We start from the raw sequence: 24642 nt of genomic DNA on the forward strand, positions 1-24642 counted from the left end.
CATGCTCGCACCCGCATCCGCTCGGCGAATTGCGAACCCGGACGCGTCCTGAACGCGTCCGGGACGCCTGGAACTGTGCCTGAACCCTCCGCGGTTCAACCTTGCGAGTGGCTCCGATGACCAAGACCGATTACCGCGATACCGTCTTCCTGCCCAACACGACATTCCCGATGCGCGGCGATCTGCCGCACCGGGAACCGACGCTGCTGGCGCGCTGGGAGGCGATGGGCCTGGACGCGATGCTGCAGGCGGCGGCGGCCGGGCGCTCGCACTTCACCCTGCATGACGGGCCGCCCTATGCCAATGGCCACCTGCATATCGGCCACGCGCTGAACAAGATCCTCAAGGATGTCGTCAACCGCGCGCATCGGATGGCGGGCTATGCGGTGCGCTACGTGCCGGGCTGGGACTGCCACGGCCTGCCGATCGAATGGCGCATCGAGGAGCAATATCGCAAGGCCGGGCGCGACAAGGACCAGGTGCCGGTGCTGCAGTTCCGCGCCGAATGCCGCGCCTATGCGCAGCACTGGCTCGACATCCAGGCCGGCGAGTTCCGCAGGCTGGGTGTGCAGGGCGACTGGGCCCACCGCTACGCCACGATGGATTTCGCGTCCGAGGCGATCATTGCCGGCGAGATCGGCAAGTTCCTGCTCAACGGCTCGCTCTATCGCGGCCTGAGGCCGGTGATGTGGAGCCCGGTCGAGAAGACCGCGCTGGCCGAGGCCGAGATCGAATATCACGACCATACCAGCACCACGATCTGGGTGGCGTTCCCGGTGATCCACGACACCACGGCTGGGCATCTGCTGGACCAGGCGCGCGCGGTGATCTGGACCACCACGCCCTGGACCATGCCGGGCAACCGCGCCATCGCCTACGGCCCCGACATTACCTACGCGGTGATCGCGGTGCGCGAGGGCGGCGAGGCGTGCCTGGTCGGACCAGGCAACCGGCTCCTGGTCGCAGCCGACCTCGCCGCGAGCTTCGCGAGCACGGTCGGCATCACCGCCTATGACGTGCTGCACACGCTGCCCGGCACCGCGCTCGAGGGCGTGCTGTGCGCGCATCCGCTGCGCGGCCGCGGCTACGAGCACGAGGTGCCGATGCTGGCGGGCTCCTTCGTCACCACCGAGCAGGGCACCGGGCTGGTGCACATGGCGCCGGCGCATGGCGAGGAGGACTTCGCGCTCGGCGTGGCGCATGGCATCGCGGTGCCGGAGACCGTGCAGGGGGACGGCCGGTACGCCGATCACGTGCCGCTGTTCGCGGGACTGCATGTGTTCAAGGCCGCCGATCCGGTCTCCGAGGCGCTGATCGCGGCGGGCGGCCTGGTGCATCGCGGCACCCTGGTGCACTCGTACCCGCATTCCTGGCGCTCGCGCGCACCGGTGATCTACCGCGCGACGCCGCAATGGTTCATCCGCATGGACGGCGAGACCGACATCCGTGGCCGCGCGCTGGCGGCACTGGAGACGGTCAGCTTCGTCCCCGCGCAGGCCCGGCGCCGGCTGACCTCGATGGTCGCCGGGCGACCGGACTGGTGCATCTCGCGCCAGCGTGCCTGGGGGGTGCCGATCGCGGTGTTCGTCGAGCGCCGCACGGGCGAGGTGCTGCGCGATCCGCAGGTGATGCAGCGCGTGGTCGAGGCGTTCCGCGCGGAGGGCGCCGATGCCTGGTATGCGTCTGGCCCGCAGCGCTTCCTCGGCCGCGATCGCGATCCGGCCGACTACGAACAGGTGTTCGACATCGTCGATGTCTGGTTCGAGAGCGGCTCGACGCATAATATCGTGCTCGGCAGCGACGCGCTGCCGTTTCCCGCCGATCTCTATCTCGAGGGTTCCGACCAGCATCGCGGCTGGTTCCAGTCGAGCCTGCTGGAGGCGGTCGGCGCGCGCGGTGCGGCGCCATACCGTGCGCTGGTGACCAACGGCTTCGTGCTCGACGAGCAGGGCCGCAAGATGAGCAAGTCGCTCGGCAACGTCATCGCGCCGCAGGAGGTCAACGACACGCTCGGCGCCGACATCCTGCGCCTTTGGGTGATGAATTCCGACACCAACGAGGATCTGCGCATCGGCCGCGACATCCTCAAGCAGCAGGGCGAACTGTACCGCCGGCTGCGCAACACGCTGCGCTGGCTGCTCGGCGCGCTGGACGGCTTCGACGACAGCGAGCGGGTGGATTTTTCGGAGTTGCCCGAACTCGAGCGCTGGGTGCTGCACCGGCTTGCCGAATTCGGCGGCCAGATCGCGCGCGCGGTCGAGACGCACGAATGGGTCGGTCTGGTTCCGGCGCTGCACGGGTTCTGCGCCAGCGACCTGTCGGCGTTCTATTTCGATATCCGCAAGGACACGCTGTACTGCGACGCGCTGACTTCGCTTAGGCGCCGTGCCGCGCGCACCGTGCTCGACCATCTGCATCGCTGCCTGTGCACCTGGCTCGCCCCGGTGCTGTGCTTCACCGCCGAGGAGGCCTGGACGGCGCGGTTCGGCGAGACCGCCAGCGTGCATCTGCAGAGTTTCCCGGCGATCCCGGCGCACTGGCACGATCCGGCACTCGCCGATCGCTGGGCCAGCCTGCGCGCGGTGCGGCGCCTGGTCACCACCGAGATCGAGGCGGCGCGGCGCGTCGGGACCATCGGCTCGTCGCTGCAGGCCGAGATCGAACTGCCGTTCTCCGAACGCGAGGCGGCGGCGTTTGCCGGCATCGACTGGGCAGAGCTCGCCATCGTCTCGCGCGCCGCAATCGAGGTGCAGCCCGACGCGGCCTCGATCTATCTCGAGCCCCAGCCCGGCGACGGCGCGCCCACGCATCGCGCCCCGCGGGTAGCGGTGGCAGCGGGCAGCAAGTGCGCGCGCTGCTGGAAGGTGCTGGACGAGGTCGGCACGCATGCCTCGCATCCGGCGCTGTGCCTGCGCTGCGCCGCCGTAGTGGACGGCATGACCGCATGATGCGGACCGGCTTGCTGTGCGGCCTGGTCGTGCTGGCCGCCGATCAGGCCAGCAAATACTGGATCCTGAACGGCCTGGACCTGCCGGCGCTGGGCTCGATCGCGCTGCTGCCGGTGCTGAACCTCACCATGGTCTGGAACCACGGCGTCACTTTCGGCCTGTTCAACGGCCTCGGACGCAGCGGGCCGCTGCTGCTGACGCTGGTGGCGGCGGTCGTGGTAGGGCTGCTGCTGGCGTGGATGCGCCGCGCGCGTACGCGGCTGGTGGCGGCAGCACTCGGCTCGATCGCCGGCGGCGCGATCGGCAACGTCATCGACCGGCTGCGCTTCGGTGCGGTGGTCGATTTCATCCACGCGCATGCCTTTGGCTGGTCCTGGTACGTGTTCAACGTGGCCGACGCCGCGATCGTCTGCGGCGTCGGCGTCCTGCTGCTGGACAGCCTGCTGGATCGCAGGGCGAGCGCGGGCGTGGAATCGCAATAGGTAGATTCCGATCCTGCGTTTGCACCCGGACGCCGTGTAGCTCCACCTGGTGTCGCTCCCGACCCGGGACTGCTGGCGGCGTCCGTGCGCCGACTCTGCCTGAGGCAGCGAGCGCACTTGCGGGAGTGGGTGCATGCATATCGCCTTCATCGCCGCGACCGCCGCCCTCGGTGGCCTGCTGTTCGGGTACGACACCGGCGTTATCTCGGGCGCGCTGCTGTTCCTGCGGACCGCATTCCATCTTTCCCCCCTCATGCTGGGCGTCGTCACGAGTGTCGCACTCGGCGGCGCGGCGTTCGGGGCCGCCTTTGCCGGGCGTCTTGCCGATCGCTTCGGGCGCCGCCCCATCCTGCTGGTGACCTCGATGATCTTCGTGGCCGGCGCCGCCGTCTCGGCCCTGGCGCCGGAGCTCGCGGCGCTGCTGGCCGGACGTCTGCTCGTCGGCGTCGGCATCGGCGGTGCGTCCATGCTGACGCCGCTGTATCTCGCCGAGATCGCCCCTGCCCGGGAGCGCGGGGCGCTCGTGTCCTTCAACCAGCTCGCGGTGACGCTGGGCATCCTCGGGTCCTACCTGATCGGATACGCCCTGGCGTCGGCTGGCGCCTGGCGGTGGATGCTGGGGCTGGGCGGCGTGCCCGGCATCGTGCTGGCCATCGGCATGCTGTTCCTGCCGGAGACACCGCGCTGGCTGGCCGGACACGGACGCACGACCCAGGCCCGGGCCGCCCTGCTGCAGCTGCGCGGGCATGGCGTCGATATCGAAGCCGAGATGGCTCTGCTGCGCGACGACCTGACCCCGAAGGCGCAGGTCAGGCCGGAAAGCCATCTCGGTCACGCGGCCGCCCGGCTGCCGATGATCGTGGGCATCGGGCTTGCCATCTTCCAGCAGGTCACCGGCATCAACACCGTCATCTATTTCGCCCCGACGATCTTCCAGGCCGCCGGCCTGTCCTCCGCCTCGGCTGCCATCCTTGCCACCGCCGGCATCGGCGTCATCAACGTCATCATGACGATGGTCGCGATCTGGCTGGTGGACCGGCTTGGCCGCCGCGCGCTGCTGCTGAGCGGCCTCGGCGGGATGGGGATCAGCCTCTGCCTGCTGGCGGCGGGCTTCCTGCTCGGCACCGGCCCGGCCAGGGGATATCTCACCGCCGCCAGCCTGGCCGCCTATATCGGCTGCTTCGCGATCGGGCTCGGACCGGTGTTCTGGCTGCTGATCTCCGAGATCTTCCCGATGGCGATCCGGGCGCGCGGGATGTCGGCCGCCACCATCGCCAACTGGCTCGCCAACCTGGTGGTCGCGCTGACCTTCCTCGATCTGGCCGACCTGATGGGTCATGCCGGCGTATTCCTGCTCTACGCGGCGCTCACCTTCGCAGGGCTGGTCTTCGCATACGTCCTGGTGCCGGAAACCAAGGGGCTCAGCCTCGAGGCGGTCCAGGCACTCTGGGCCAGACGCGCAAAAGGCGAGCCGCATCCCGCGGTCCGGCACACGGCCGCCATGCCATGAGATCGGCGTTGCAACGGACATGATCCGGCCGGGCATCCGGCCGCCTCGATAGGCAATCCGATGGCTGATCGCCCACTCTCGATCGATATCCGCCACCCGCTCATGCTGAAGGCGAACGACCTCGTTCTGCTGACGCGGGAGGATGGCGAGATCCCGCAGCCGATCCCAGGGTTCGGCCTGTTCTACCGGGACACCTGCTATCTCGCCTGCTATGCGCTGCGCCTGCACGGGACGGCGCCCCTGCTGCTCATGTCGTCGGATGGCGAGGGCATGGCGGCGCAGATGAACCTCACCAACAGCAGGCTTGCCACGGCGAACGGACATGCCATCGCCGATCACAAGCTCAGCCTGCGGCGCACCTTCCTGGTGCTCGACGATGGCCCGATTCCGGACAGCGGGCCGATCCTCATCGATACGATCAGCCTGCGCAATTTCTCGGACGACACCGTCACGCTTCCCTTGTCGCTGGAGTTCGCGACCACCTTCGAGAGCATGTTCGCACTCCGCGGCTCGCCCGCGGGCAGGCGCGGCCAGCTGCAGACCCCGCAATGGGACGGGACGGCGTTGCGGTTCGCCTATCGCGGCGCGGACAAGGTCCTGCGCACGCTGCTGGTCGAGTTCTCGCTGACGCCGGTGGTGGCGCCGATGACGAGCGAGCAGAGCATCGCCCACTTCCAGCTGACGCTCGCCCCGATGGCGACAGAGGAGCTGATGGTGACCTGCAGGGTCGATGAACGGCCGGTCGGCAGCAAGGTCCTGTTGTCCGCCGGCGCGCCGCTGAGCGTGCCCGCGATGCGCCAGGCGCAGGCCAAGGCCTCCGCTGCGCTGCTGGACGGCTATGCCGGGATCGAGACCGCAAGCCAGGGCCTGGGCGAAGTGCTGGCGCGTTCGCTCTCGGACGTCGCCCTCCTCGAGGTCAGGCGCGGCGAGCACCGGTTCACCACGGCCGGCATCCCGTGGTTCGTCGGCCTGTTCGGCCGCGACAGCCTGCTGCCGACAATCCAGTGCCTCGCCTACAATTCCGCCCTGGGGGCCCGGACGGCGGCGGCGCTGGCGCACTGGCAAGGCACCCGCGACGACCCGGTCACCGGGGAGCAGCCGGGCAAGATCCTGCACGAACTGCGTGTGGGCGAGCTGTCGCATCTGCACGAGGTTCCGCAGACGCCGAGCTATGCCTCGGTCGATGCAACGCTGCTGTTCCTGATCGCCATCGCCCGGCACGTGCTCTGGACGGGCGACCTGCAGGTCTTCAAGTCGCTGCGCTTCAACATCGATCGCGCCCTGGCCTGGCTGGACCGCAAGTCAGCCGAGGATGCGTCGGGATATGTCACCTATGACGGCCTTGCCGATGGCGGCCAGCCCATCAACCAGAGCTGGCGGGATTCCGGGACCGGCGTGCTGCGTGCGGACGGGCGCTACCCTGCGCCGCCCCTTGCCCTGGTCGAGGTGCAGGGCTACGCCTACCAGGCCCGCCGGCTGGTTGCCGCCGTGCTGCGGCGGGCCGGTGAGGACCGCGAGGCCGACACGCTGGAGGCCGCGGCAGCGCGACTGCAGGAGCGCTTCCTGCGCGAGTTCTGGATGGACGGCGAGGGCTGCTACTGCCTGGGTCTTGAGCGGGATGGCCGCCAGATCACCTCGGTCACCTCGAACGCGGCCCAGGTGCTGTGGACCGGCATCGCGACGCCGGATCATGCACGCCGGACGGCCGAGCGCATCATGCGGCCGGACATGTTCTCGGGCTGGGGCATCCGGACGCTGTCGGCGGATCACGCCGCCTTCGATCCGCTGGCCTACCAGCAGGGGAGCGTCTGGCCGTTCGACAATGCGCTGATCGTCTCAGGCCTGCGCCGCCACGGCGAGGATGCGGCGGCGCTGCGCATCACGGCGGCCACCCTGGATGCGGCGCGCGGGTTTCGCAACGCGCGGCTGCCGGAGTTCATCGCCGGGACGCAGCGCCTGTCGGGCGATGCGCCGACCCACACGCCGCGCGCCGACCCGATGCAGGCCTGGTCGGCGGCCGCGGTGCCGTTCATGGTCAGCGAACTGCTCGGGTTGACCGTCGACGGGTTTGCCTCGCGTGTCCATATCCGCCGCCCGCTGCTGCCGGATGGCGTCGATGTCCTGGCGCTGCACCGCTTTTGCGTCGGAGCTGCCAGCCTATCGCTTCGGTTCACGCGGCAAGCAGGGTTCGCAGCCGTGGAAGTGCTCGCCAAGAGCGGCGCGGTGGATGTCGTGTTCGACTGAGGGAAGCGGAAAACCGGATCGGTCTTCCCGGGGCGTGCGATCCCGCCAGCGCGACAGCTGCCCCCGCCACCGTCAGTGCATCATCACGCGGTCGTAGAGGGTGCGGAACATCCAAGCGGTCAGGCCGATCGAGAGGATCAGCAGCGGGACGTTCAGCATCAGGGTGAGGGTGTTCCAGCGCTGCGTCTCGGAGAAGTCGAGGTGGAACAGGAACACCAGCTTGGCGACCGTCGTGAGAAAGGCGAGCACCGAGATCGACGCCAGCAGGTTGAACGCCGACATGGCGTGGTACTGCACCAGCAGCAGCGAGATCCCGAGCAGGGCGACGGTGATCACGAAGCCGATGACGTAGCTGCGGCCGCTGGAGTAGGCGATTTCCGGATGGTCGGCCGGCCTGTCGTTGTCCACCAGCATCAGATCGATCCCCGCAGGTAGATGAAGGTGTAAACGAAGGTCCAGATCAGGCCCTGGTAGAGCCAATAGACCTTCAGATTGGCGAGCCGGTAGGTGACCAGCTGGGTGAAGCCCTTGGTCGCGATCTGGGCGAGCATGACCGCCATCCAGAGCAGGCCGATGGCGAGATGGACACCGTGCACCACGACGACGGCCCAGAAGATCGACAGGAAGCCACTGCGCTGTGGCGGGCCGCCGGCCAGTGCTACGCCCTGGAGTTCATGGACCTCCATGCCGATGAAGCCGAGCCCGATTGCCAGCGAGACGGCGAGCCACGCCATCGCCGGTCGGGTCCGCTCGTGCTTGAGGCTGACCATGACCATGCCGTAGGCGAGCACGCTGGTGAACAGGACGACGGTCTCGGCGTAGCCGTAGATCGGCGAGGCGACGTCGCGCGGCGTCGGACCACCGGCAAAGCTCATCGGGAAGCTCAGCACCTCGTAGGCGGTGAACAGGCCGGCGAACACCAGGGAGTCGCTGAGCATGTAGAGCCAGAAGCCGAGCAGGCGCGTGCTCATCATGTCGTGCTCGTGATGCGGCTCCGCCCAGAGCCTGGTCTGCGGGCCGGGGGTGGGGTCGTACAGGCCCCAATCGAACCCGGCGCTCATTTCACGGCCCCGGTGTTGAACACGGGCACGCTGCCCGGAACCAGTTGCCCCTCGGCCTGGCGACGCGGCGCGCGCATCGCGAGCTCTTCCATCCGCCGGACCTCGTCAGCCGTGATCGTCGTGCCGGTGCCGCCGCCGAACGAGCGGATGATGACGATGGCGAAGATGCCGACCAGTGCTGCGATGGCGAGCCACCAGATCCGCCAGACCATGGCGAAGCCGAAGGCCGCGGTGCAGAGGCCGATCAACATCGGAACCGGCGTGTTGAGCGGCAGCTCGATAGCCTCGTACTGCTCCGGCATGATGTGCTCGAGATGATGCTCGCGGCGCCAGGCCCACTCGTCGCGCGCATTGACCTGCGGGATGACGGCGAAGTTGTAGGCCGGCACCGGGGAGTGGGTGAGCCATTCGAGGCTGCGCGCGGTGCCCCACGGATCGCGCGCCGCACGATTGAGGTTGCGGTCGCGTATGCTCACGGTGATCTGCCAGATGAAGGCGAGCAGGGCGGCGATGTCGATGAAGACGCCGAATTCCTCGATCACGAGCAGCGGCCACCAGGTCGCGTACGGGACGTAGGCGAGGCGACGCGGCATGCCGGTGAGGCCGAGCATGAACATGGCGGTGAAGACGAAGAACGACCCCGCGACCAGCAGCCAGAACACCCACTGGCCGCTGCGCTCGTCGAGCGTGAAGCCGAACATCTTGGGGAACCAGAAGGTGGCGCCGCCGACGGCGGCGAACACCGTCACCATTACCACGCAGTGGAAATGCGCGATCACGAAGACGCTGTTATGCGTCATGTAGTTGATCGCCGGGATCGCCAGCATCATGCCGGTCCAGCCGCCGATGATCTGCATGAAGATGGCGGACACCGCCCAGAGCATCGGCGTGGTGAAGGTGAGCCGGCCGCGCACCATGGTCAGCGCCCAGTCGAACACCTTCACCCCTGTGGGGATCGCCACCAGCATGGTGGCGATGCTGTAGAAGCTGTTGACGATCGGGCCGGCACCCATGGTGAAGAAATGGTGCAGCCAGACGGTCCAGGAGATGCAGCCGATGCTCAGCGTGGCGGCCACCATCACCGGGTAGCCGAACAGCTTCTTCTGCGAGAAGGTCGGGATGATCTCGGACATCATGCCCCAGGAGGGCAGGATGATGAAATACACCTCCGGATGCCCCCAGATCCAGAACAGGTCGGTGTACAGCATGAAGTTGCCGCCGACGCCGGTGGTATAGAAGTGGGTGCCGAGATAGCGGTCCAGGCTGAGCAGGCCGATGGCGACGCCGAGCACCGGAAAGGCCGTGAGCCCGATCACGTTGGTGGTGAGCGAGGTCCAGGTGAACAGCGACAGGCGCATCCAGGTCATGCCCGGCGCGCGCATCTTGATGATGGTGGCGATGATGTTCACCGCGCCGATGGTGGTGCCGACGCTGCCGATCTGCAGCGCCCAGCTCCAATAGTCGACGCCGACATCCGGGCTGTACGGCAGCTCGGTCAGCGGCGCCAGCCCGACCCAGCCGGCTTGGCTGAAATCGCCGACGAACAGCGAGATCATGGTCAGGCCGGCGCCCACCGCGGTCATCCAGAAGGCGAGCGCGTTGAGGTACGGGAACGCCATGTCGCGCGCGCCGATCTGCAGCGGCACCAGGTAGTTCATGAAGCCGGCCAGGATCGGGGTCGCCGCGAAGATCAGCATGATCGTCCCGTGCGATCCGTAGATCTGGTCGTAATGATAGGGCGGCAGATAGCCGTGCTCGGCACCGAGATAGCCGTGCGACAGGGGTCCGGCCGCCAGCACCTGCTGCGTGCGCATCATGATGGCGTCGACGAAGCCACGGAACAGCATCACGGTGCCGACGAGGCCGTACATGATGCCGATGCGCTTGTGGTCGATGGTGGTGAGCCAGTCGCGATACAGCCAGCCCCAGGCCCGGTAGTAGGTCAGCGCGCCCACGATCAGCAGCCCGAGGGTGGCGGCGAAGATGAAGGCGCTGCCGACGATGAGGTTGTCGTACGGCACCTGCGACAGGGTCAGCCGGCCGAACAACCAGTCCCAATGGTCCTGCACGTCGATCATCGGATGTGGTCCTGTCCTGCGGCGGCGGCTTTGCCCGGCTGCCGGCCGCCATTGATGTCGTGGGACTTCTTTTCGGTCATGCCGCTGGGCGTCTCGTAGATCCGGCCCATCATGACATTGTCCATAACGCGGTCGAACAGGCCGTCCTGCACGTCGGAGAAGCGCATGGTGGTGTCGTGGGTGTTGATGGTGGGTGCCGCGAACCTGAGGAACGCGGCATCGTCGAGATGCGCGGGGGCTCGCGTCATGCCGGCCGCCCAGCTTGCGAAGTCCGCCGCCGAGAGCACCCGGGTTTGGAAGCGCATCCAGGAGAAGCCTGGCCCGTTATAGTCCGACGCGAAGCCCTGGTAGCTGCCGATGCGGTTGGCGATCAGGCCCTGCCAGGTGCGCATCCCGGGCATCACGTCGATCTGCCCGGCGAGCTGCGGAATGAAGAAATCGGTGGCGACCGTGGCCGAGGTCAGGCGGAAGCGAACCGGCGTATGCACCGGAATGACGAGCTCGTTGGCCAGCGCGATGTGCCGGTCGGGATAGATGAACAGCCACTGCCAGTCGGTGGTGATGACGTCGATCGTGACAGCTTGCTTGGCCGCGTCGGGGTTGCTGGCGGCGGCCAGGACTCCGGGCCCGGACGGATCGGTCTGGAACGAGGCGTGCGTGGCATAGACGCCGAGCCCGATGACGACGAGCAGCGGCGCGCCCCAGAAGGTGGCTTCCAGCGGCACCGAATGCGACCAGCCCGGAACGTAGGCGCCGCGGCCGTAGCGGCGGTGGTAGCGCCAGATCGCCCACAGCACCAGCAGGGTGGCCGGACCGATCACCAGGAAGGTGGCCCCGGTATCGACGATCCAGGATTGCAGCTCGGCCGCGGCAACCGGGCCGGCGGGGTGGATCAGCCAGAAGCCTGCGGTCGAGCAGCCGGCGCAGAGGGCCGCAAGCGCCAGCACCGCCGCGCGGGCGAGACCGCGACACAGGTGAGGCGACAGGCCTGGGCGAGGCGACAGGCCCGGTCGCCCGCCGGTCGCTCGCTCGGAGGGTGCCGGCGGCGCGGCGGTCATCGGGCGACAGCGACGGCGGCGCGCGCTCGCACACGCAAGCGGGTTTCGTCGGTTCGTGGCATGGTCATGGATGGCCTCTACTGGCGGGCGACCACGAAGCTGCATCACAGTTCGGTGGGTGTCGCGCGCAAGCCCTTCGGCCGCAGGGTCGCCGGCGGCGTGCGATCGTGATGCGCGTGCGGCGCAAGTCCGCGAAAGCCTGATGCAATCGACGAACGCCCGCAGCGGCGCCGCATCAGGCGTCCGACGCAGGCAGGCATGGCCGAGCAGCGCCCGTGTCGATATCGTCCTGTTCGGGTGCCGATCGGCAACGCCCAGATAGAGGCCATCCAGGCCATCTGGAGGCTATCCACGGAGGAACCCGACCATGTCCAGGAGCGATCCATCGACGAGCTTCCGCCTGGGCGACCGGACGGTGTGCCGGCTCGGCTACGGCGCCATGCAGCTGGCCGGTCCGGGTGTCTTCGGGCCGCCGCGGGATCATGCGGCGGCGCTGGCGGTGCTCCGCGCGGCGGTCGCCGGCGGCGTCGATCACATCGACACCAGCGACTTCTACGGCCCGCACGTGACCAACCGGCTGATATGCGAGGCCCTGGCGCCCTATCCGGACCGCCTCGTCATCGTCACCAAGGTCGGCGCCCGGCGCGGCGAGGATGCCGCGTGGCACCCGGACTTCTCGCCCGAGGGCCTGACCCGCGCGGTGCACGACAACCTGCGCCATCTCGGGCTCGACACCCTGGACGTGGTCAATCTGCGGCTGATGTTCAGCGTGCACGGCCCGGCCGAGGGCTCGCTCGAGGCGCCGCTCACGGCGTTGGCGGAGCTGCAGCGCCAGGGGCTGGTGCGCCGGATCGGGCTGAGCAACGCAACGCCGGCGCAGATCGCGCAGGGGCGCGGGATCTGCGAGATCGTCTGCGTGCAGAACCACTACAATCTGGCGCATCGCGCGGATGACGCGCTGATCGAGGCTCTTGCGCGCGACGGCATCGCCTATGTGCCGTTCTTCCCGCTGGGCGGCTTCACCCCGCTGCAATCCTCCATCCTGTCCGACGTCGCCGCCCGCCTGGACGCGACGCCGATGCAGGTGGCGCTGGCCTGGCTGCTGCACCGCTCGCCCAACATCCTGCTGATCCCCGGCACCGCCTCGCTGGCGCATCTGCACGAGAACTGTGCGGCGGCGGCCCTGACCCTGTCGGCCGACGCGCTCGGCGAACTGGACCGCGTGTCCGGCACCCGCCCCGCGAGTTAGCCCGGCGGCGGACGGTTGCCCGGATGCCGCGAATCCGGCCCCCACAGCGCCTGGTAGGTGCCGATGCCGCGCGAGGTCCGCAGCAGCCACGCCGCGGATGCGGCCTGCAGCAGCGCCAGGCCCGCCGCCATCCGGACCAGGGTCATCGGCCAGCCATAGAGTCGCAACCCGAGCAGCATTGTTGCGAGCGCGAGCAGGATCGAGACCCAGCCCGCTTTCTTGTGCCAGGCCTCGAAAGCGCGCCGGCGCGGCGTCATGTCGTAATGGTCGCCGCGCCAGGTTTCCGGGCGCTCCGGATCGGCGTGGGTACCGGTCGGACCGCCCTTGTCGCCACGAAACCAGGTGCTGGCGATCTGGAGCACGGCCAGGGTCAGCACCAGCAGCCCGGCCTGGACATGCAGCACGCCCAAGGCGAGGCCTCGCGTCGCGCGCCAGGCCACCGCGGCCGCGGCCAGCGCGACCGCGACCCCGGCATATTGCAGCACCCGGTGCAGCCACCACCAGGTGAGGTTCTCGACCACGCGCGGCCAGTCCTGCCGCGGCGTGACCTTGCGGGTGCGCGCGACCAGGGCCCCGAGCGGCAGCAGCACCAGCCAGGCGACCAGCATCAGGGCGCCATGGAGCAGGAACGGGTCGCGCATGCAAATATCCAGGACGAGTGCGGCGAGACGATGCGACGGCGTGCGAGACGGCCTGCGTCCGCTTGCCGGAAAACTCGGTTTGGCGCTAGAGAAGCGCCATGTCGTCCGCACCCAAAAACCTCGGTTTGCGCCGCTCTGCGTCGCGGGCCCGCTCGCGCCGCCCGGCGTCGCTGGCCTTCACGGTCCTGATGGCGTCCGGCCTGTCCCTTTGCGCGTGCTCCTCGCGCGAGGTCGAGCGGGATTTCGGCCTGGTGCGCGATGCGCCCGACGAATACACCGTGACCACCCGCGCGCCGCTGTCGATGCCGCCGGATACCAGGCTGGCGACGCCGACACCGGGCGCCGACCGGCCCCAGGAACAGAGCACCCGCACCCAGGCCCTGGAGACGCTGGCGCCCGACGTGGCGCTGCAGGGCGAAAACGGCGGCCCGTCGCCGGGCCAGGCGGCGCTGGTGCAGGACGCGTCCAGCGCTTCGGGGGCGCCAGCCGGCACCGGCCGCGGCGAGCTCGACCATCCCGGCACCGGCTTCGTCAACGAGCTGATGTTCTGGCGCGGCGGCGGCCAGCCCGGATCGCTGGTCGATACCGATGCGGAGAAGCGGCGGTTGCAGGAGAACGCGGCCCTCGGCCGGTCGCCGACCGATGGGGCCACCCCCACGGTCAAGGAGAGCAAGCCCGGCTTCTTCCAAAACCTCTTCTGAAAGACCGCCTGACAATGCGCTACGGCGGTCATCCGGCGCGCCTTTTCTCCGCTCCGTTGCTCACGGCCAGGAGGCCGCTCCGCTCCGGTGCTCGAAAAGTCACGACGGGCGGCGCCAAGCTGGCGCCTCTGACTCGCCGTAGCACATTGTCAGACGGTCTTTAGGCGCCCGTGACGCAACCGGCGGCAGTGGTCGGTGAAACTGCTCCGGTGATCCGGCGGTTGAGCAGTGATCTGGTCAACCGGATCGCGGCGGGCGAGGTGATCGAGCGGCCGGCGGCGGTGGTCAAGGAGCTGGTCGAGAACGCGATCGACGCCGGCGCCGGGCGAATCGCGGTCGGTCTGGATGGCGGCGGCATCGCGCGTATCAGCGTCACCGACGACGGCTGTGGCATGGCGCCGGACCAGCTTGCCCTCGCGGTCGAGCGGCACTGCACCTCCAAGCTCTCCGACGACACGCTGGTGCGGATCGCGACGCTGGGTTTCCGCGGCGAGGCGCTGCCGTCGATCGGCGCCGCCGCCCGGCTGTGCGTCGCCTCGCGTCCGCGCGCCGCCGCCGAGGCTTGGCAGATACGTGTCGATGGCGGCGCGGTCAGCGGACCGCGTCCATGCGCCGGACCGCCCGGCACCCGCGTGCTGGTCGAGGAGCTGTTCTTCGCCACCCCGGCGCGACGCAAGTTCCTCAAGACGCCGCGTATCGAGGCCGGCCATGCCGAGACCGTGGTGCGGCGGCTGGCGCTGGCCGCACCCAGGGTGGCGTTCAGCCTCGAGATCGACGGCCGCATGGTGCTGGAGCTGCCGGCGCAGGACCGGCTCGCCCGGGTCTGCGCCCTGCTGGCCGAGGCCGGAGGCAGCGCCGCGGCGCTCGGCCTGCTCAGCGTCGCGGGCGAGCGGGACGGCATCGTGCTGAGCGGCCATGCCTGCGGCCCGGCGCTGCACCGGGCCACCGCTGCCGGGCAGTATCTGGTGGTCAATGGCCGGCCGGTCGCCGATCCGGTGCTGCGTACCGCGGTCCGGGTGGCCTACCGGCACGTCATCACGCATGGCCGGCATCCGGTGGTGGCGCTGTTCCTGGACATCGCCCCCGAGCGGATCGACGTGAACGTGCATCCGGCCAAGACCGAGCTGCGCTTCGCCGATGCCGAGACGGTGCGCGCGCTGGTGATCGGCAGCCTGGGCCGTGCCCTGTCTGGAGGCGCGGGGTCTGGAGGCGCGGGGTCCGGGATGCAGGCGCTGCAGTCGCGGCCGCGCGGGCCGGGGATGATCTGGGCGCCCCCGGAGCGACGCACCGGTCCGGGTTTCGCCGAGGCGACGCTGGCCTTCGGGGCAGCCCCGCGGGCGCGGGTGCTGGAGGCGCCGGCGACGCCGGACGGCACAGCGATGCCGCCCACCGATCATCCGCTGGGCGCGGCGGTGGCGCAGGTGCTCGATACCTACGTAATCGCGGTGGCAAGCGATGGCGGCCTGGTGCTGGTCGACCAGCATGCGGCGCATGAGCGCCTGACCCAGGAGGCGCTGCAGGCGCAGGTTCTCGGCGGCGCCGTCGCGGCGCAGCGGCTGCTGCTGCCCGAAGTGGTCGATCTGCCGCGCGGCGCTGCCGCCGCCCTGCTGGAGCAGGCCGCCCGGCTCGCCGCCCTCGGCATCGAGATCGAGGCCTTCGGCGGCGCCAGCGTGCTGGTGCGTACGCTACCGGCGCTGCTCGGCAGTCCCGATCCCGCCGCCCTGCTGCGCGACCTCGCCGACGAGCTGGCGGAACCCGACGGCATCGCCGAGGCCGGCGAGAGCGCCACGCTCGGACGGCGGACGCTTGGCGTGATCGCGCGCATGGCCTGCCACGGCAGCATACGGGCCGGCCGCCGTCTCTCGCGCGACGAGATGGACGCGCTGCTGCGGCGCATGGAGACGACGCCGCACGCCGATACCTGCTCGCACGGCCGTCCGACCTGGCTCAAGCTCAGCCGAAACGAGATCGAGCGCCTGTTCGGACGGGCTTGACGCAACCACCACGCAGCTTGGGCATCCGGCGTGCGCTGTGCAGCATGGCGCAAGCCGGCTAGGTTGCCTGCTGCTTGTCCACGGATGATCGAGGCCCACTTTGCATCTGCCGCTGCTGTCCCTGGTCACCTTCCTGCCCCTGCTCGGGGCCCTCGTGCTGCTGCTGATGCGCAGCACCGCGGGCGATGACGACGACGCCTCGCGCTGGATCGCGCTGTGGACCAGCCTGGTGGTGTTCGCCCTCTCCGTGGTGCTCTGGATCGGCTACGATCCCGCTATCGCCGGGTTCCAGTTCCAGCAGCGTGCCGACTGGATGCCGGCCCTGGGCATCTCGTTCCATCTCGGCCTCGACGGCATCAGCCTGTTGTTCGTGCTGCTGGCCACCACGCTGACCCCGATCGCCATCCTCGCCTCCTGGCGGCTGATCGAGGTCCGGGTGCGCGACTACATGCTGGCGATCCTGCTGCTGGAGACCACCCTGATCGGGGTGTTCGCGGCGCTCGATTTCGTCGTGTTCTACGTGTTCTACGAAGCCACCCTGATCCCGGCGAGCCTGCTGATCGGCATCTGGGGCGGACCCAGGCGGGTGTTCGCCTCGCTCAAATTCTTCCTGTTCACCTTCGGCGGCTCGCTGTTCATGCTGATCGCGCTGCTCGCGATGTGGCAGATCACCGGCACCACCGACATGCCCACGCTGCTGGCGACGCACTTCACGCCGCATGCGCAGGGCTGGATGTTCCTGTGCTTCCTGCTCGCCTTCGGGGTCAAGCTGCCGGTCTTCCCGCTGCATGGCTGGCTGCCGGATGCCTACGCCGAGGCACCCGCCCCCGCCACCGCGCTGATCGCCGGCGTGCTGTCCAAGGCCGGCGCCTACGGCTTCCTGCGCTTCGCCATCTCGATGCTGCCGGATGCGGCGCACCGGGCGGCGCCCTGGATGATCGGGCTCGGCATCGTTGCCGTCATCTATGCCGCAGCGGTCGCCCTGGCGCAGACCGACATGAAGCGCATGATCGCGTACTCGTCGTTCTCGCATATGGGGCTGGTGCTGGTCGGTCTGTTCACCCTTAACGCACCGGGTGTCGCCGGCGCGGTGTTCCAGATGCTCAGCCACGGCATCATCATCTCGGGCCTGTTCCTGGCCATCGCCATGCTGTCGAGCCGGGTCGGCACCGGCGAGATCCTGGGCTTCGGCGGGGTCGCCGACCGGATGCCCAAACTCGCAGCCCTGGCGATGCTGTTCGCGATGGCCAATATCGGCCTGCCGGGCACCGGCGCCTTCGTCGGCGAGCTGCTGGTGATGATCGGCGCGATCCAGGTCGGCTTCTGGGTCGCCTTGTTGTCCGGCATGAGCATGATTCTGGGCGCCGTGTACATGCTGGTGCTGTACCGCCGCGTCATGTTCGGCGCTGCCCGCGGCGTGATCGGCGCGCTGCGCGACCTGACCGGGCCGGAGATGGCGGTGCTGGCGCCGCTCGCCCTGATCACGCTGTGGATGGGCATCTACCCGTCCTCGTTCACCCGCGTGTTCGACCCCGGCGTGCGGGTGCTGGCGCAGATGGAGCATGACAGCCAGGCCAGCCGGCAGGCGATGGCGCCGGGCGCCGTTGCGGTCGCGACGCGGTGAGCATGAGCGCGTTGCGCGACGCGGTGCTGCCGGCGCCGCGCCGCAAGCCGGGACGGCGCTCGCAGGTCGAGGCGTTCCTGGTGCTGCGTCGCAACCCGCTGGAGCTGTGGGGGCCGGACGCCTACCGGCGCCTGGTCCTGCCGGGCCGCTTCCTCGGGCGCCAGCAGCTGCTGCTGAACGATCCCGCCGCGATCCGCCATGTCCTGCTCGGCAACCACGAGAACTACCAGCGCAGCGCGCCGACCCGCAGGGTGCTGCGGCCGGTGCTGGGCGAGGGGCTGTTCCTGGCCGAGGGCGAGGCCTGGCGGCACCAGCGCCGGGTGATCGCGCCGAGCCTGGCGCCGCGGGTGATGCCGATCCTGGTGCGCCACATCCTGCGCGTCAGCGACGTGTTCGAGGCCGAGCTGCGGCGGCGCATCGGCCATCCGGTCGAGCTGCTGTCGGTGCTGCAGCGGCTCACGCTGGACATCGCCGGGCAGTCGATGTTCTCGCTGGAGATGGGCCGGTTCGGGCCCGACATGCGGGCGCTGATGCTGCGCTACGCGCTGAACTACGCCCGCGTCGGCGTGCTCGACCTGATGCTGCCGGGCCATGTGCGCTCGCCGCTGGATCGCGGCCGCGAGCAGTTCCGCGCCGACTGGCTGGCGCTGATGGACCGCATCATCGCCGCGCGCGACGCGGTGGCGCGTGAGGACGACGCCCCGCGCGACCTGCTCGACCTGCTGCGGGCCGCGCGCGATCCGGAGACCGGCGAGGGCTTCAACCACGCGCAGCTGCGCGACGAGGTCTCCACGCTCATCCTGGCCGGGCACGAGACCACGGCGGTCTCGCTGTTCTGGGCCTGCTTCATCGCGGCCCGGCTGCCCGAGCACCAGGAGCGCCTGGCCGCCGAGGCCGCGGCGGCCGATCTCGAGGCGCCGGACGCGGTGTCGCGGCTGCCGTTCACCCGCGCCTTCCTCGACGAGACGCTGCGGCTGTATCCGCCGGCCTACCTGATCGTGCGCGAGGCGCAGGGGCGGGACGAGATCGCCGGCCATGCGATCGCCCCCGGGACCATCGTCAGCATCTCGCCCTGGGTGCTGCACCGGCATCACGCGCACTGGCGCGACCCGGAGCGGTTCGACCCGCAGCGCTTCCTGCCCGGGGCGACGCCGCCCGATCGCCTGGTGTATCTGCCGTTCGGCGCCGGCCCGCGCATCTGCGTCGGCGCGCAGTTCGCACTCAGCGAGGGCGTACTGGTGCTGGCACGGCTGCTGCGCCGCTACCGTCTCGCTTTGATCGGGCAACCGGAGGTGCGACCGCGGGGGTTGATCACCACACAGCCGGACCGGCGGGTGCCGTTCCTGCTGACGGCGCGGTAATCCCTCCCAAATGCAACGAAGGCCCCGGGGAGCTGGGCTCCCCGAGGCCTTCCATTGTCTGAGGGTTGATGCCGAACCGCTAAGGGCTAGGCCGCGGTCTCGATGGAAACAGCGAGGGCCCAGGTCGATCCGTGCGAAACCTTCGTCAAACAATGAGACACTGGATCACCTCCTTTCGGTTGTTGATGGTTGAACCCTAGACAGACCACGCCAAGCTTTTCAAGCGATTCGAGAGGCTGTCCCAGACAGAACTCGAACCTCAACAGCAGATGAGAGCCGCATGCCCTCCTTGTTCGACCCGATCCGCCTCGGCGCCATCGCAGCGCCCAACCGCATCCTGATGGCGCCGCTGACCCGCGGCCGCGCGAGCGCGCGGCATGTGCCGACGCCACGCATGGCCGAGTACTATGCGCAGCGCGCCAGTGCCGGGCTGATCATCACCGAGGCGACCGGCATTTCGCGCGAGGGGCTGGGCTGGGCGTTCGCGCCGGGGATCTGGTCCGAAGAGCAGACAGCCGCCTGGCGTCCGGTGGTCCAGGCGGTGCATGACGCCGGCGGCCGGATTGCCTGCCAGCTCTGGCACATGGGGCGTCTGGTGCATCCGGACTTTCTCGGCGGCGAGCCGGGGGTCTCGTCCTCGGCGACCACGGCGCCCGGGACGGCGCACACCTATGCGGGCAAGCAGCCATACGGCGAGGCCCGCGCGCTCAGGCTCGACGAGATCCCGCGCCTGCTCGAGGACTATCGCAGCGCGGCGCGCAATGCGGTCGCGGCGGGCTTCGACGGCGTCGAGATCCATGCCGCGAATGGCTACCTGATCGACCAGTTCCTGCGCGACAACGCCAACCGCCGCAGCGACGCCTATGGCGGCCCGATCGCGAACCGGGTGCGGCTGCTGCGCGAGGTCACCGAGGCGGTGGCGGGCGTCGTGGGCGCGGACCGCACCGGCGTGCGGCTGTCGCCGAACGAGCCGATCCAGGGCGTCGAGGACAGCGACCCGGAGGCCTTGTTCACCGCGGCGGCGACCGAGCTCGGCCGGTTCGGCCTCGCCTTCCTGGAGCTGCGCGAGCCCGGCCCGCACGGCACCTTCGGACGCGCCGCGCACCCGCCGGTGGCGCCCGCCATGCAGCGCGCGTTCGCGGGCCCGCTGATCCTCAATGCCGACTACGAGGGCGACAGCGCCCAGGCCACGCTGGACGAGGGCCGCGCCGACGCGATTGCGTTCGGCCGCACCTTCCTGGCGAACCCCGACCTGCCGGCGCGCCTGCGCCTCGACGCGCCGCTGAACAAGGATGTGCAGGCGACCTGGTACAGCCAGGGCGACGAGGGCTACACCGACTACGTCACCATGGATGCGCTGTAAGGCTCGGGGGTGGGCTCTGACGGGTTCGCTTGCCCGGGCCTGTGCCGTGCGACACTGTGCGGGCCCGGAGCGGCAGGAGCGGCATGGCGATGATGGATTGGTCGCGCCTGCTCGATGACAGCCGGCCGGCCAAGCCGGTCAGCGTCCGGGCCCGGCGCGGGCGTTCGGAGTTCCAGAAGGACCACGACCGGCTGATCTTCTCCGAGCCGTTCCGCATGCTCGGGCGCAAGACCCAGGTGCATCCGCTGCCGCGCAACGACAAGGTGCATAACCGGCTCACCCACAGCCTGGAGGTCTCCTGCGTCGGCCGCAGCCTCGGCGAGCTGGTCGGGCGCGAGCTGGAGCGGCGTGGCGTGCTGCCCGAAGGCGTGCAGTCGGCCGATATCGGCGCCATCGTGCAGGCCGCCTGCCTCGCGCACGATATCGGCAACCCGCCGTTCGGGCACGCCGGCGAATATGCGATCCGCGACTGGTACAGCCGCCAGCCGGACAGTTTTTTCGACGGCTTCAGCGCCCATTGCGTGCAGGACCTGCGGACCTTCGAGGGCAACGCCCAGGGTTTTCGCATGCTGACCAGCCTGCACGACATCGTCGGCATCCGGCTGACCTCCGCCACGCTCGCCACCTTCGTGAAATATCCCTGGTGCTCGAATTCGCCGGCCGCCGCCGGCCGCCACGGCAAGTACAGCTGCTATGGCAGCGAATTCCAGACCATGTGCTGCATCTTCGACGCCATGCAGATCCCCCAGATCGCGCCGGGCGTCTATGCGCGGCATCCGCTGGCCTATCTGGTCGAGGCGGCCGACGACATCTGCTACGCCATCGTCGATATCGAGGACGGCATGGAGATGGAGATCCTGCGCGGCGCCGAGGTGATCGAGGTCTTCACCGGCCTGCTCGACGACGCCATGCGCGCCGAGTTCCTGGCCGGCCGCACCGGCCACGGCGAGCGGCAGCGCATACGCTGGCTGCGCGGCCGCGCGATCGACGGGCTGGTGGCCGACTGCACCACGATCTTCTTTGCGCAGTACGACGCGATCCTGGCCGGCGCGTTTTCCGGCACCATCGTCGAGGCCGGTCCGGTGCGTCTGCGCGACGGCATCGCCCGGGCCAAGCAGCTCGCGCGCGACGAGATCTTCCGGCACTCGCGCAAGACCGAGGTCGAGATCGGCGCCTACTCGGCGGTGGCGACCCTGCTCGCCACCTGCTCGGAGGCGGCGCGCGAGCTGTTTCGCAGCAGCAGCCCGTCCGCGCTGTCCTACCGCTCGAACCGGATCCTGCAGCTGATGGAAGACCATTCGCCCGGCCACGGGTTCGCAATCGAGGAGCACTACCGCCGGATCAACGATTTCGTCTCCGCGCTGACCGACAACCAGGTCACGCGGCTGGCGCAGTTCGCGCGCGGCAACCCGCTCGACGGCTAAAGCGGTGGCAGCCCGACGCTGGCGCGACGCTCCGAATAGCGGTCCGTCAGCATCGCGGTATGCGGCTGCAGCAGGATGGTGAAGCGCACCAGCTCCTCCATGACATCGACGATACGGTCGTAGTAGGCGGACGGTCGCATGCGCCCGGCTGCGTCGAATTCCTCGTACGGCCTGGCGATGCTGGACTGGTTGGGAATTACGACCATGCGCATCCACCGGCCGAGGACGCGCAGCGCGTTCACCGTGTTGAAGGATTGCGAGCCGGCCGACACCTGCATGACCGCGAGCGTGCGTCCCTGGGTCGGCCGGACGCTGCCCAGTTCGAGCGGCAGGTGGTCGATCTGCGCCTTCATCACCGCGGTCATCTGCCCGTGCCGTTCCGGGCTGCACCAGACCTGTCCGTCCGACCAGATGGAAAGCTCGCGCAGCTCGCGCACGGCGGGATGGTCGTCGGCCTTCACCTGATCCGGGAGCGGCAGTTCGGACGGATCAAAGATGCGTGTCTCTGCGCCGAAGACCTGCAGCAGGCGCGCCGCTTCCTCCACCGCCAGTCGGGAATACGACCGCTCCCGCAGCGAGCCGTACAGCAGCAGGATGCGCGGGGGATCATTGACCGCAAGCGTTGGCTGCGGGCCGGTCTGCGCGACATTGCGATCGAGGGCGGGCAGGGTGTCCGGGTTCGGAAGCTCGCGCAGCCTCATGTCGCCTGGCCCCGCTCGTACCAGCCACGCGACCGGCGGACGAGGGCGACGACCGACAGCATGACGGGCACCTCCACCAGCACGCCCACGACGGTGGAAAGCGCCGCCCCGGACTGGAAGCCGAACAACGCAATGGCGGTCGCCACGGCCAGCTCGAAGAAATTGCTGGCGCCGATCAGCGCGGACGGACCGGCCACGCACCAGGCGACGCCGAGCCGGCGGTTGACCAGGTAGGCGAGCCCCGCATTGAAATAGACCTGCACCAGGATCGGCACCGCCAGCATCGCTATGACAAGCGGCTGGCGCACGATCTGCGCACCTTGCATGCCGAACAGCAGCACGAGCGTCAGCAGCAGCGCCGCAAGCGACAGCGGAGCCAGGATGCGCAGGGTCCGGCCGAGCGCCGCCGGACCACTCTTCGCCAGCAGCCCGCGCCGCCAGAGCTGAGCTGCGATCACCGGCACAACGATGTACAGGAGCACCGACAGAAGCAGCGTGTCCCAGGGCACGGTGATCGAGGACAGGCCGAGCAGCAGCGCCACGAGCGGCGCGAAGGCCACGATCATGATGGCATCGTTGAGCGCCACCTGTGACAGCGTGAAATGCGGCTCGCCGTCCACGAGGTTCGACCAGACGAACACCATCGCCGTGCAGGGCGCCGCCGCCAGCAGGATCAAGCCTGCCCTGTAGCCGTCGATCATGCCGGCGGGCAGATACGGCCGGAAGACGACGCCGATGAACAGCCAGCCCAGCAGCGCCATCGAGAACGGCTTGACCAGCCAGTTGATGCCGACGGTCGCCATGATGCCGCGCCAGTGGTTGCGCACCTGGCCGAGCGCCGCCAGATCGATCTTCAGCAGCATGGGAATGACCATCAGCCAAACCAGGAGGGCGACCGGCAGGTTGATCTGCGCCACCGTCGCCGTGCCGAGCGCGTGGAACAGGCCCGGCAGCCACTGGCCGAGGCCGACGCCGGCGACGATGCAGAGCGCCACCCACAGCGTCAGATAGCGCTCGAACGCGCCAAGGGACGGCGCTCTGCGGGACGCCACGAGTGCCGCTTCGCTCACGGCAGGATCTCCAGCACCGTCTCGGATGGCCGGCAGAGCTTCACCGCGTCCAGCGTCACGACGATCGGGCGATTGATCAGGATCGGGTGCGCCATCATCGCATCGATCAGCGCGCCGTCGGTTAGCGCCGGATCATCCAGCTTCAGTTCATCGTAGGGTGTTCCCTTCCGCCGCAACACATCGCGCACCGGCAGGCCCATGCGATCGATCAGGCCGACCAGTTCAGCCCGCGACGGCGGCGTGACGAGGTATTCGACGACATGCGGTTCCAGGCCTCTGTCGCGTATCAGGGCGAGCACGTTGCGCGACGTCCCGCAGGCCGGGTTGTGATAAATCGTGATCTTCATTCAGACGTATCCCCGCTGCAGCATGAAGACCTGCCGGGATCAACGCTGTTTCCGTACACGGTGCTTTCGCCCGAGGTGAGGAAGGTCTCCCACGAAATCCCCTCCGGGTCCGTGATCCACGACTTCTCCGACCGCGCGTAGCAGCATGTCGTGCTGCCTTCGTCGCGCACGGGCCCATCCGCCTCCCGCAGCCGCCCGAACACCTCCTGCAGTTCGACCGGTGTCTCGACCTGTATGCCCAGATGGTCGATCCCGGACGTCCCGCTGCGGGTGGAGATCGCGAAGTTCACCAGCGGGTCATCGAGCATCCATTTGGCGTTGTCCGGCTTCGTCACCGAGGGACTGGCGGCGAACAGCGTGCTGTAGAAGCTGATCGACGGCGCGAGGTCAGCGACGGAGATGTGAACGTGCAGGCGCTTCATGGCGGGCTACTCCCTGGGCTTCGGGTTCGGGAACACACTGACCGCGGCCGCACGCCGAGGCGTCGCCCTGGCAGCAGTTCTCGGTCAGGTAGGCCAGCAGGTCGTTCATGACGGGATAGGCCGCCGAATAGATCAGCGACCGCCCGTCGCGTCGGAAGGTGACGAGGTTGGCGTGCCTGAGCTGGTTGAGATGGAACGACAGCGTGGGGCTCGGCAGTCCGAGCCGGTCGGCGATCTGTCCCACCGCCAGGCCCTCGGCCCCGGCCTGCACGAGCAGGCGGAAGATGTCGAGGCGGGAGTCCTGGGCCAGCGCCGCCAGCGCCGCGATGGCGTATAGCTTTTCCATATCTCCAAAATAATGGAA

The 24642-nt window shown here is 69.2% G+C and carries 21 protein-coding genes; 11 read left to right on the forward strand and 10 right to left on the reverse strand.

Annotated features, from left to right (window positions below; all coding sequences use genetic code 11):
- The first annotated feature begins 116 nt into the window (after positions 1-116).
- From ileS to ACQY4O_RS03245, 4 genes are all read left to right on the forward strand, one after another.
- Positions 117-2948 (forward strand): isoleucine--tRNA ligase, encoded by a 2832-nt coding sequence (gene ileS / locus ACQY4O_RS03230; protein ID WP_428374796.1) that lies wholly within the window; start codon positions 117-119, stop codon positions 2946-2948.
- Positions 2945-3430 (forward strand): signal peptidase II, encoded by a 486-nt coding sequence (gene lspA / locus ACQY4O_RS03235; protein ID WP_428374797.1) that lies wholly within the window; start codon positions 2945-2947, stop codon positions 3428-3430. Before ileS ends, lspA begins: the two co-directional genes overlap by 4 nt.
- Before the next feature lie 133 nt (positions 3431-3563).
- The gene (locus ACQY4O_RS03240; RefSeq protein ID WP_428374798.1) at positions 3564-4940 is read left to right on the forward strand and encodes a sugar porter family MFS transporter; all 1377 of its coding nucleotides are present in this window, start codon (positions 3564-3566) and stop codon (positions 4938-4940) included.
- Between the two features lie 60 nt (positions 4941-5000).
- Positions 5001-7184: an amylo-alpha-1,6-glucosidase gene (locus tag ACQY4O_RS03245; RefSeq protein WP_428374799.1), complete on the forward strand. Its 2184-nt coding sequence runs from the start codon at positions 5001-5003 to the stop codon at positions 7182-7184.
- Positions 7185-7256: 72 nt separating this feature from the next.
- On the opposite strand, the gene ACQY4O_RS03250 is transcribed toward ACQY4O_RS03245, so the two are convergent.
- The 4 genes from ACQY4O_RS03250 to ACQY4O_RS03265 are packed head-to-tail and all read right to left on the reverse strand — an operon-like array spanning position 7257 to position 11381.
- Positions 7257-7592 carry a cytochrome o ubiquinol oxidase subunit IV gene (locus ACQY4O_RS03250; RefSeq protein ID WP_428374800.1) on the reverse strand — a complete coding sequence of 112 codons (336 nt, stop codon included), beginning with the start codon at positions 7590-7592 and terminating at the stop codon, positions 7257-7259.
- A gap of 5 nt (positions 7593-7597) precedes the next feature.
- Entirely contained in the window at positions 7598-8245 is a 648-nt protein-coding gene (locus ACQY4O_RS03255) for a cytochrome c oxidase subunit 3 (RefSeq protein WP_428374801.1), read from the reverse strand.
- Complete coding sequence (locus ACQY4O_RS03260; RefSeq protein ID WP_428378088.1) at positions 8242-10293, reverse strand: cbb3-type cytochrome c oxidase subunit I; 2052 nt, start codon at positions 10291-10293, stop codon at positions 8242-8244. The genes ACQY4O_RS03255 and ACQY4O_RS03260 overlap by 4 nt, the downstream gene beginning before the upstream one ends.
- Positions 10294-10319: 26 nt before the next feature.
- Positions 10320-11381, reverse strand: a complete 1062-nt coding sequence (locus ACQY4O_RS03265; RefSeq protein WP_428374802.1) for a ubiquinol oxidase subunit II — start codon at positions 11379-11381, stop codon at positions 10320-10322.
- A gap of 367 nt (positions 11382-11748) precedes the next feature.
- On the opposite strand from ACQY4O_RS03265, the gene ACQY4O_RS03270 reads away from it, so the two are divergent.
- Positions 11749-12630: an aldo/keto reductase family oxidoreductase gene (locus ACQY4O_RS03270; RefSeq protein ID WP_428374803.1), complete on the forward strand. Its 882-nt coding sequence runs from the start codon at positions 11749-11751 to the stop codon at positions 12628-12630.
- On the opposite strand, the gene ACQY4O_RS03275 is transcribed toward ACQY4O_RS03270, so the two are convergent.
- On the reverse strand, positions 12627-13271 hold the full coding sequence (locus tag ACQY4O_RS03275) for a cytochrome b561 domain-containing protein (protein WP_428374804.1): 645 nt from the start codon (positions 13269-13271) through the stop codon (positions 12627-12629). The two genes, ACQY4O_RS03270 and ACQY4O_RS03275, sit on opposite strands and share 4 nt — an antisense overlap.
- Before the next feature lie 98 nt (positions 13272-13369).
- Between ACQY4O_RS03275 and ACQY4O_RS03280 the strand changes: the two genes are divergently transcribed.
- The 6 genes from ACQY4O_RS03280 to ACQY4O_RS03305 all read left to right on the forward strand — a co-directional run bounded on the left by ACQY4O_RS03280 (position 13370) and on the right by ACQY4O_RS03305 (position 21738).
- Positions 13370-13972 (forward strand): DUF3035 domain-containing protein, encoded by a 603-nt coding sequence (locus tag ACQY4O_RS03280; RefSeq protein WP_428374805.1) that lies wholly within the window; start codon positions 13370-13372, stop codon positions 13970-13972.
- Between the two features lie 170 nt (positions 13973-14142).
- Positions 14143-15966: a DNA mismatch repair endonuclease MutL gene (gene mutL, locus ACQY4O_RS03285; protein ID WP_428374806.1), complete on the forward strand. Its 1824-nt coding sequence runs from the start codon at positions 14143-14145 to the stop codon at positions 15964-15966.
- 100 nt (positions 15967-16066) lie between these two features.
- The gene (locus ACQY4O_RS03290; RefSeq protein ID WP_428374807.1) at positions 16067-17590 is read left to right on the forward strand and encodes a complex I subunit 4 family protein; all 1524 of its coding nucleotides are present in this window, start codon (positions 16067-16069) and stop codon (positions 17588-17590) included.
- A 2-nt stretch (positions 17591-17592) separates the two neighbouring features.
- A complete protein-coding gene (locus tag ACQY4O_RS03295; RefSeq protein ID WP_428374808.1) occupies positions 17593-18951 on the forward strand; it encodes a cytochrome P450 in 1359 nt (452 codons plus the stop codon).
- A gap of 280 nt (positions 18952-19231) precedes the next feature.
- Positions 19232-20314: an alkene reductase gene (locus tag ACQY4O_RS03300; protein WP_428374809.1), complete on the forward strand. Its 1083-nt coding sequence runs from the start codon at positions 19232-19234 to the stop codon at positions 20312-20314.
- A gap of 83 nt (positions 20315-20397) precedes the next feature.
- Positions 20398-21738 (forward strand): deoxyguanosinetriphosphate triphosphohydrolase, encoded by a 1341-nt coding sequence (locus ACQY4O_RS03305; RefSeq protein ID WP_428374810.1) that lies wholly within the window; start codon positions 20398-20400, stop codon positions 21736-21738.
- Here ACQY4O_RS03305 and arsH read toward each other — a convergent pair.
- From arsH to ACQY4O_RS03330, 5 genes are read right to left on the reverse strand one after another with little or no spacing between them, the layout of a single operon-like run.
- The gene (arsH, locus tag ACQY4O_RS03310) at positions 21735-22439 is read right to left on the reverse strand and encodes an arsenical resistance protein ArsH (protein WP_428374811.1); all 705 of its coding nucleotides are present in this window, start codon (positions 22437-22439) and stop codon (positions 21735-21737) included. The two genes, ACQY4O_RS03305 and arsH, sit on opposite strands and share 4 nt — an antisense overlap.
- Positions 22436-23509, reverse strand: coding sequence for an ACR3 family arsenite efflux transporter (arsB, locus tag ACQY4O_RS03315; protein ID WP_428374812.1), 1074 nt, complete (start codon positions 23507-23509; stop codon positions 22436-22438). Before arsB ends, arsH begins: the two co-directional genes overlap by 4 nt.
- Positions 23506-23856 carry an arsenate reductase (glutaredoxin) gene (gene arsC, locus ACQY4O_RS03320; protein WP_428374813.1) on the reverse strand — a complete coding sequence of 117 codons (351 nt, stop codon included), beginning with the start codon at positions 23854-23856 and terminating at the stop codon, positions 23506-23508. Before arsC ends, arsB begins: the two co-directional genes overlap by 4 nt.
- Complete coding sequence (locus ACQY4O_RS03325; RefSeq protein ID WP_428374814.1) at positions 23853-24278, reverse strand: ArsI/CadI family heavy metal resistance metalloenzyme; 426 nt, start codon at positions 24276-24278, stop codon at positions 23853-23855. Before ACQY4O_RS03325 ends, arsC begins: the two co-directional genes overlap by 4 nt.
- Positions 24244-24624: an ArsR/SmtB family transcription factor gene (locus ACQY4O_RS03330; protein WP_428374815.1), complete on the reverse strand. Its 381-nt coding sequence runs from the start codon at positions 24622-24624 to the stop codon at positions 24244-24246. The genes ACQY4O_RS03325 and ACQY4O_RS03330 overlap by 35 nt, the downstream gene beginning before the upstream one ends.
- Positions 24625-24642: the final 18 nt, after the last annotated feature.

Origin of the sequence: Lichenicoccus sp., from assembly GCF_965277665.1 — a bacterium.
Lineage (GTDB): Bacteria > Pseudomonadota > Alphaproteobacteria > Acetobacterales > Acetobacteraceae > Lichenicoccus.

Bases quoted from the DNA above. Each gene is read 5' to 3' on its own strand.
- ACQY4O_RS03295 (WP_428374808.1), top strand. From the start codon at position 17,593: ATGAGCGCGTTGCGCGACGCGGTGCTGCCGGCGCCGCGCCGCAAGCCG.
- ACQY4O_RS03330 (WP_428374815.1), bottom strand. From the start codon at position 24,624: ATGGAAAAGCTATACGCCATCGCGGCGCTGGCGGCGCTGGCCCAGGAC.
- arsC (WP_428374813.1), bottom strand. From the start codon at position 23,856: ATGAAGATCACGATTTATCACAACCCGGCCTGCGGGACGTCGCGCAAC.
- ACQY4O_RS03255 (WP_428374801.1), bottom strand. From the start codon at position 8,245: ATGAGCGCCGGGTTCGATTGGGGCCTGTACGACCCCACCCCCGGCCCG.
- ACQY4O_RS03325 (WP_428374814.1), bottom strand. From the start codon at position 24,278: ATGAAGCGCCTGCACGTTCACATCTCCGTCGCTGACCTCGCGCCGTCG.
- ACQY4O_RS03270 (WP_428374803.1), top strand. From the start codon at position 11,749: ATGTCCAGGAGCGATCCATCGACGAGCTTCCGCCTGGGCGACCGGACG.
- lspA (WP_428374797.1), top strand. From the start codon at position 2,945: ATGATGCGGACCGGCTTGCTGTGCGGCCTGGTCGTGCTGGCCGCCGAT.
- ACQY4O_RS03280 (WP_428374805.1), top strand. From the start codon at position 13,370: ATGTCGTCCGCACCCAAAAACCTCGGTTTGCGCCGCTCTGCGTCGCGG.
- ACQY4O_RS03245 (WP_428374799.1), top strand. From the start codon at position 5,001: ATGGCTGATCGCCCACTCTCGATCGATATCCGCCACCCGCTCATGCTG.
- ACQY4O_RS03300 (WP_428374809.1), top strand. From the start codon at position 19,232: ATGCCCTCCTTGTTCGACCCGATCCGCCTCGGCGCCATCGCAGCGCCC.
- ACQY4O_RS03265 (WP_428374802.1), bottom strand. From the start codon at position 11,381: ATGACCGCCGCGCCGCCGGCACCCTCCGAGCGAGCGACCGGCGGGCGA.
- arsH (WP_428374811.1), bottom strand. From the start codon at position 22,439: ATGAGGCTGCGCGAGCTTCCGAACCCGGACACCCTGCCCGCCCTCGAT.
- ACQY4O_RS03305 (WP_428374810.1), top strand. From the start codon at position 20,398: ATGGCGATGATGGATTGGTCGCGCCTGCTCGATGACAGCCGGCCGGCC.
- ACQY4O_RS03275 (WP_428374804.1), bottom strand. From the start codon at position 13,271: ATGCGCGACCCGTTCCTGCTCCATGGCGCCCTGATGCTGGTCGCCTGG.
- ileS (WP_428374796.1), top strand. From the start codon at position 117: ATGACCAAGACCGATTACCGCGATACCGTCTTCCTGCCCAACACGACA.
- ACQY4O_RS03240 (WP_428374798.1), top strand. From the start codon at position 3,564: ATGCATATCGCCTTCATCGCCGCGACCGCCGCCCTCGGTGGCCTGCTG.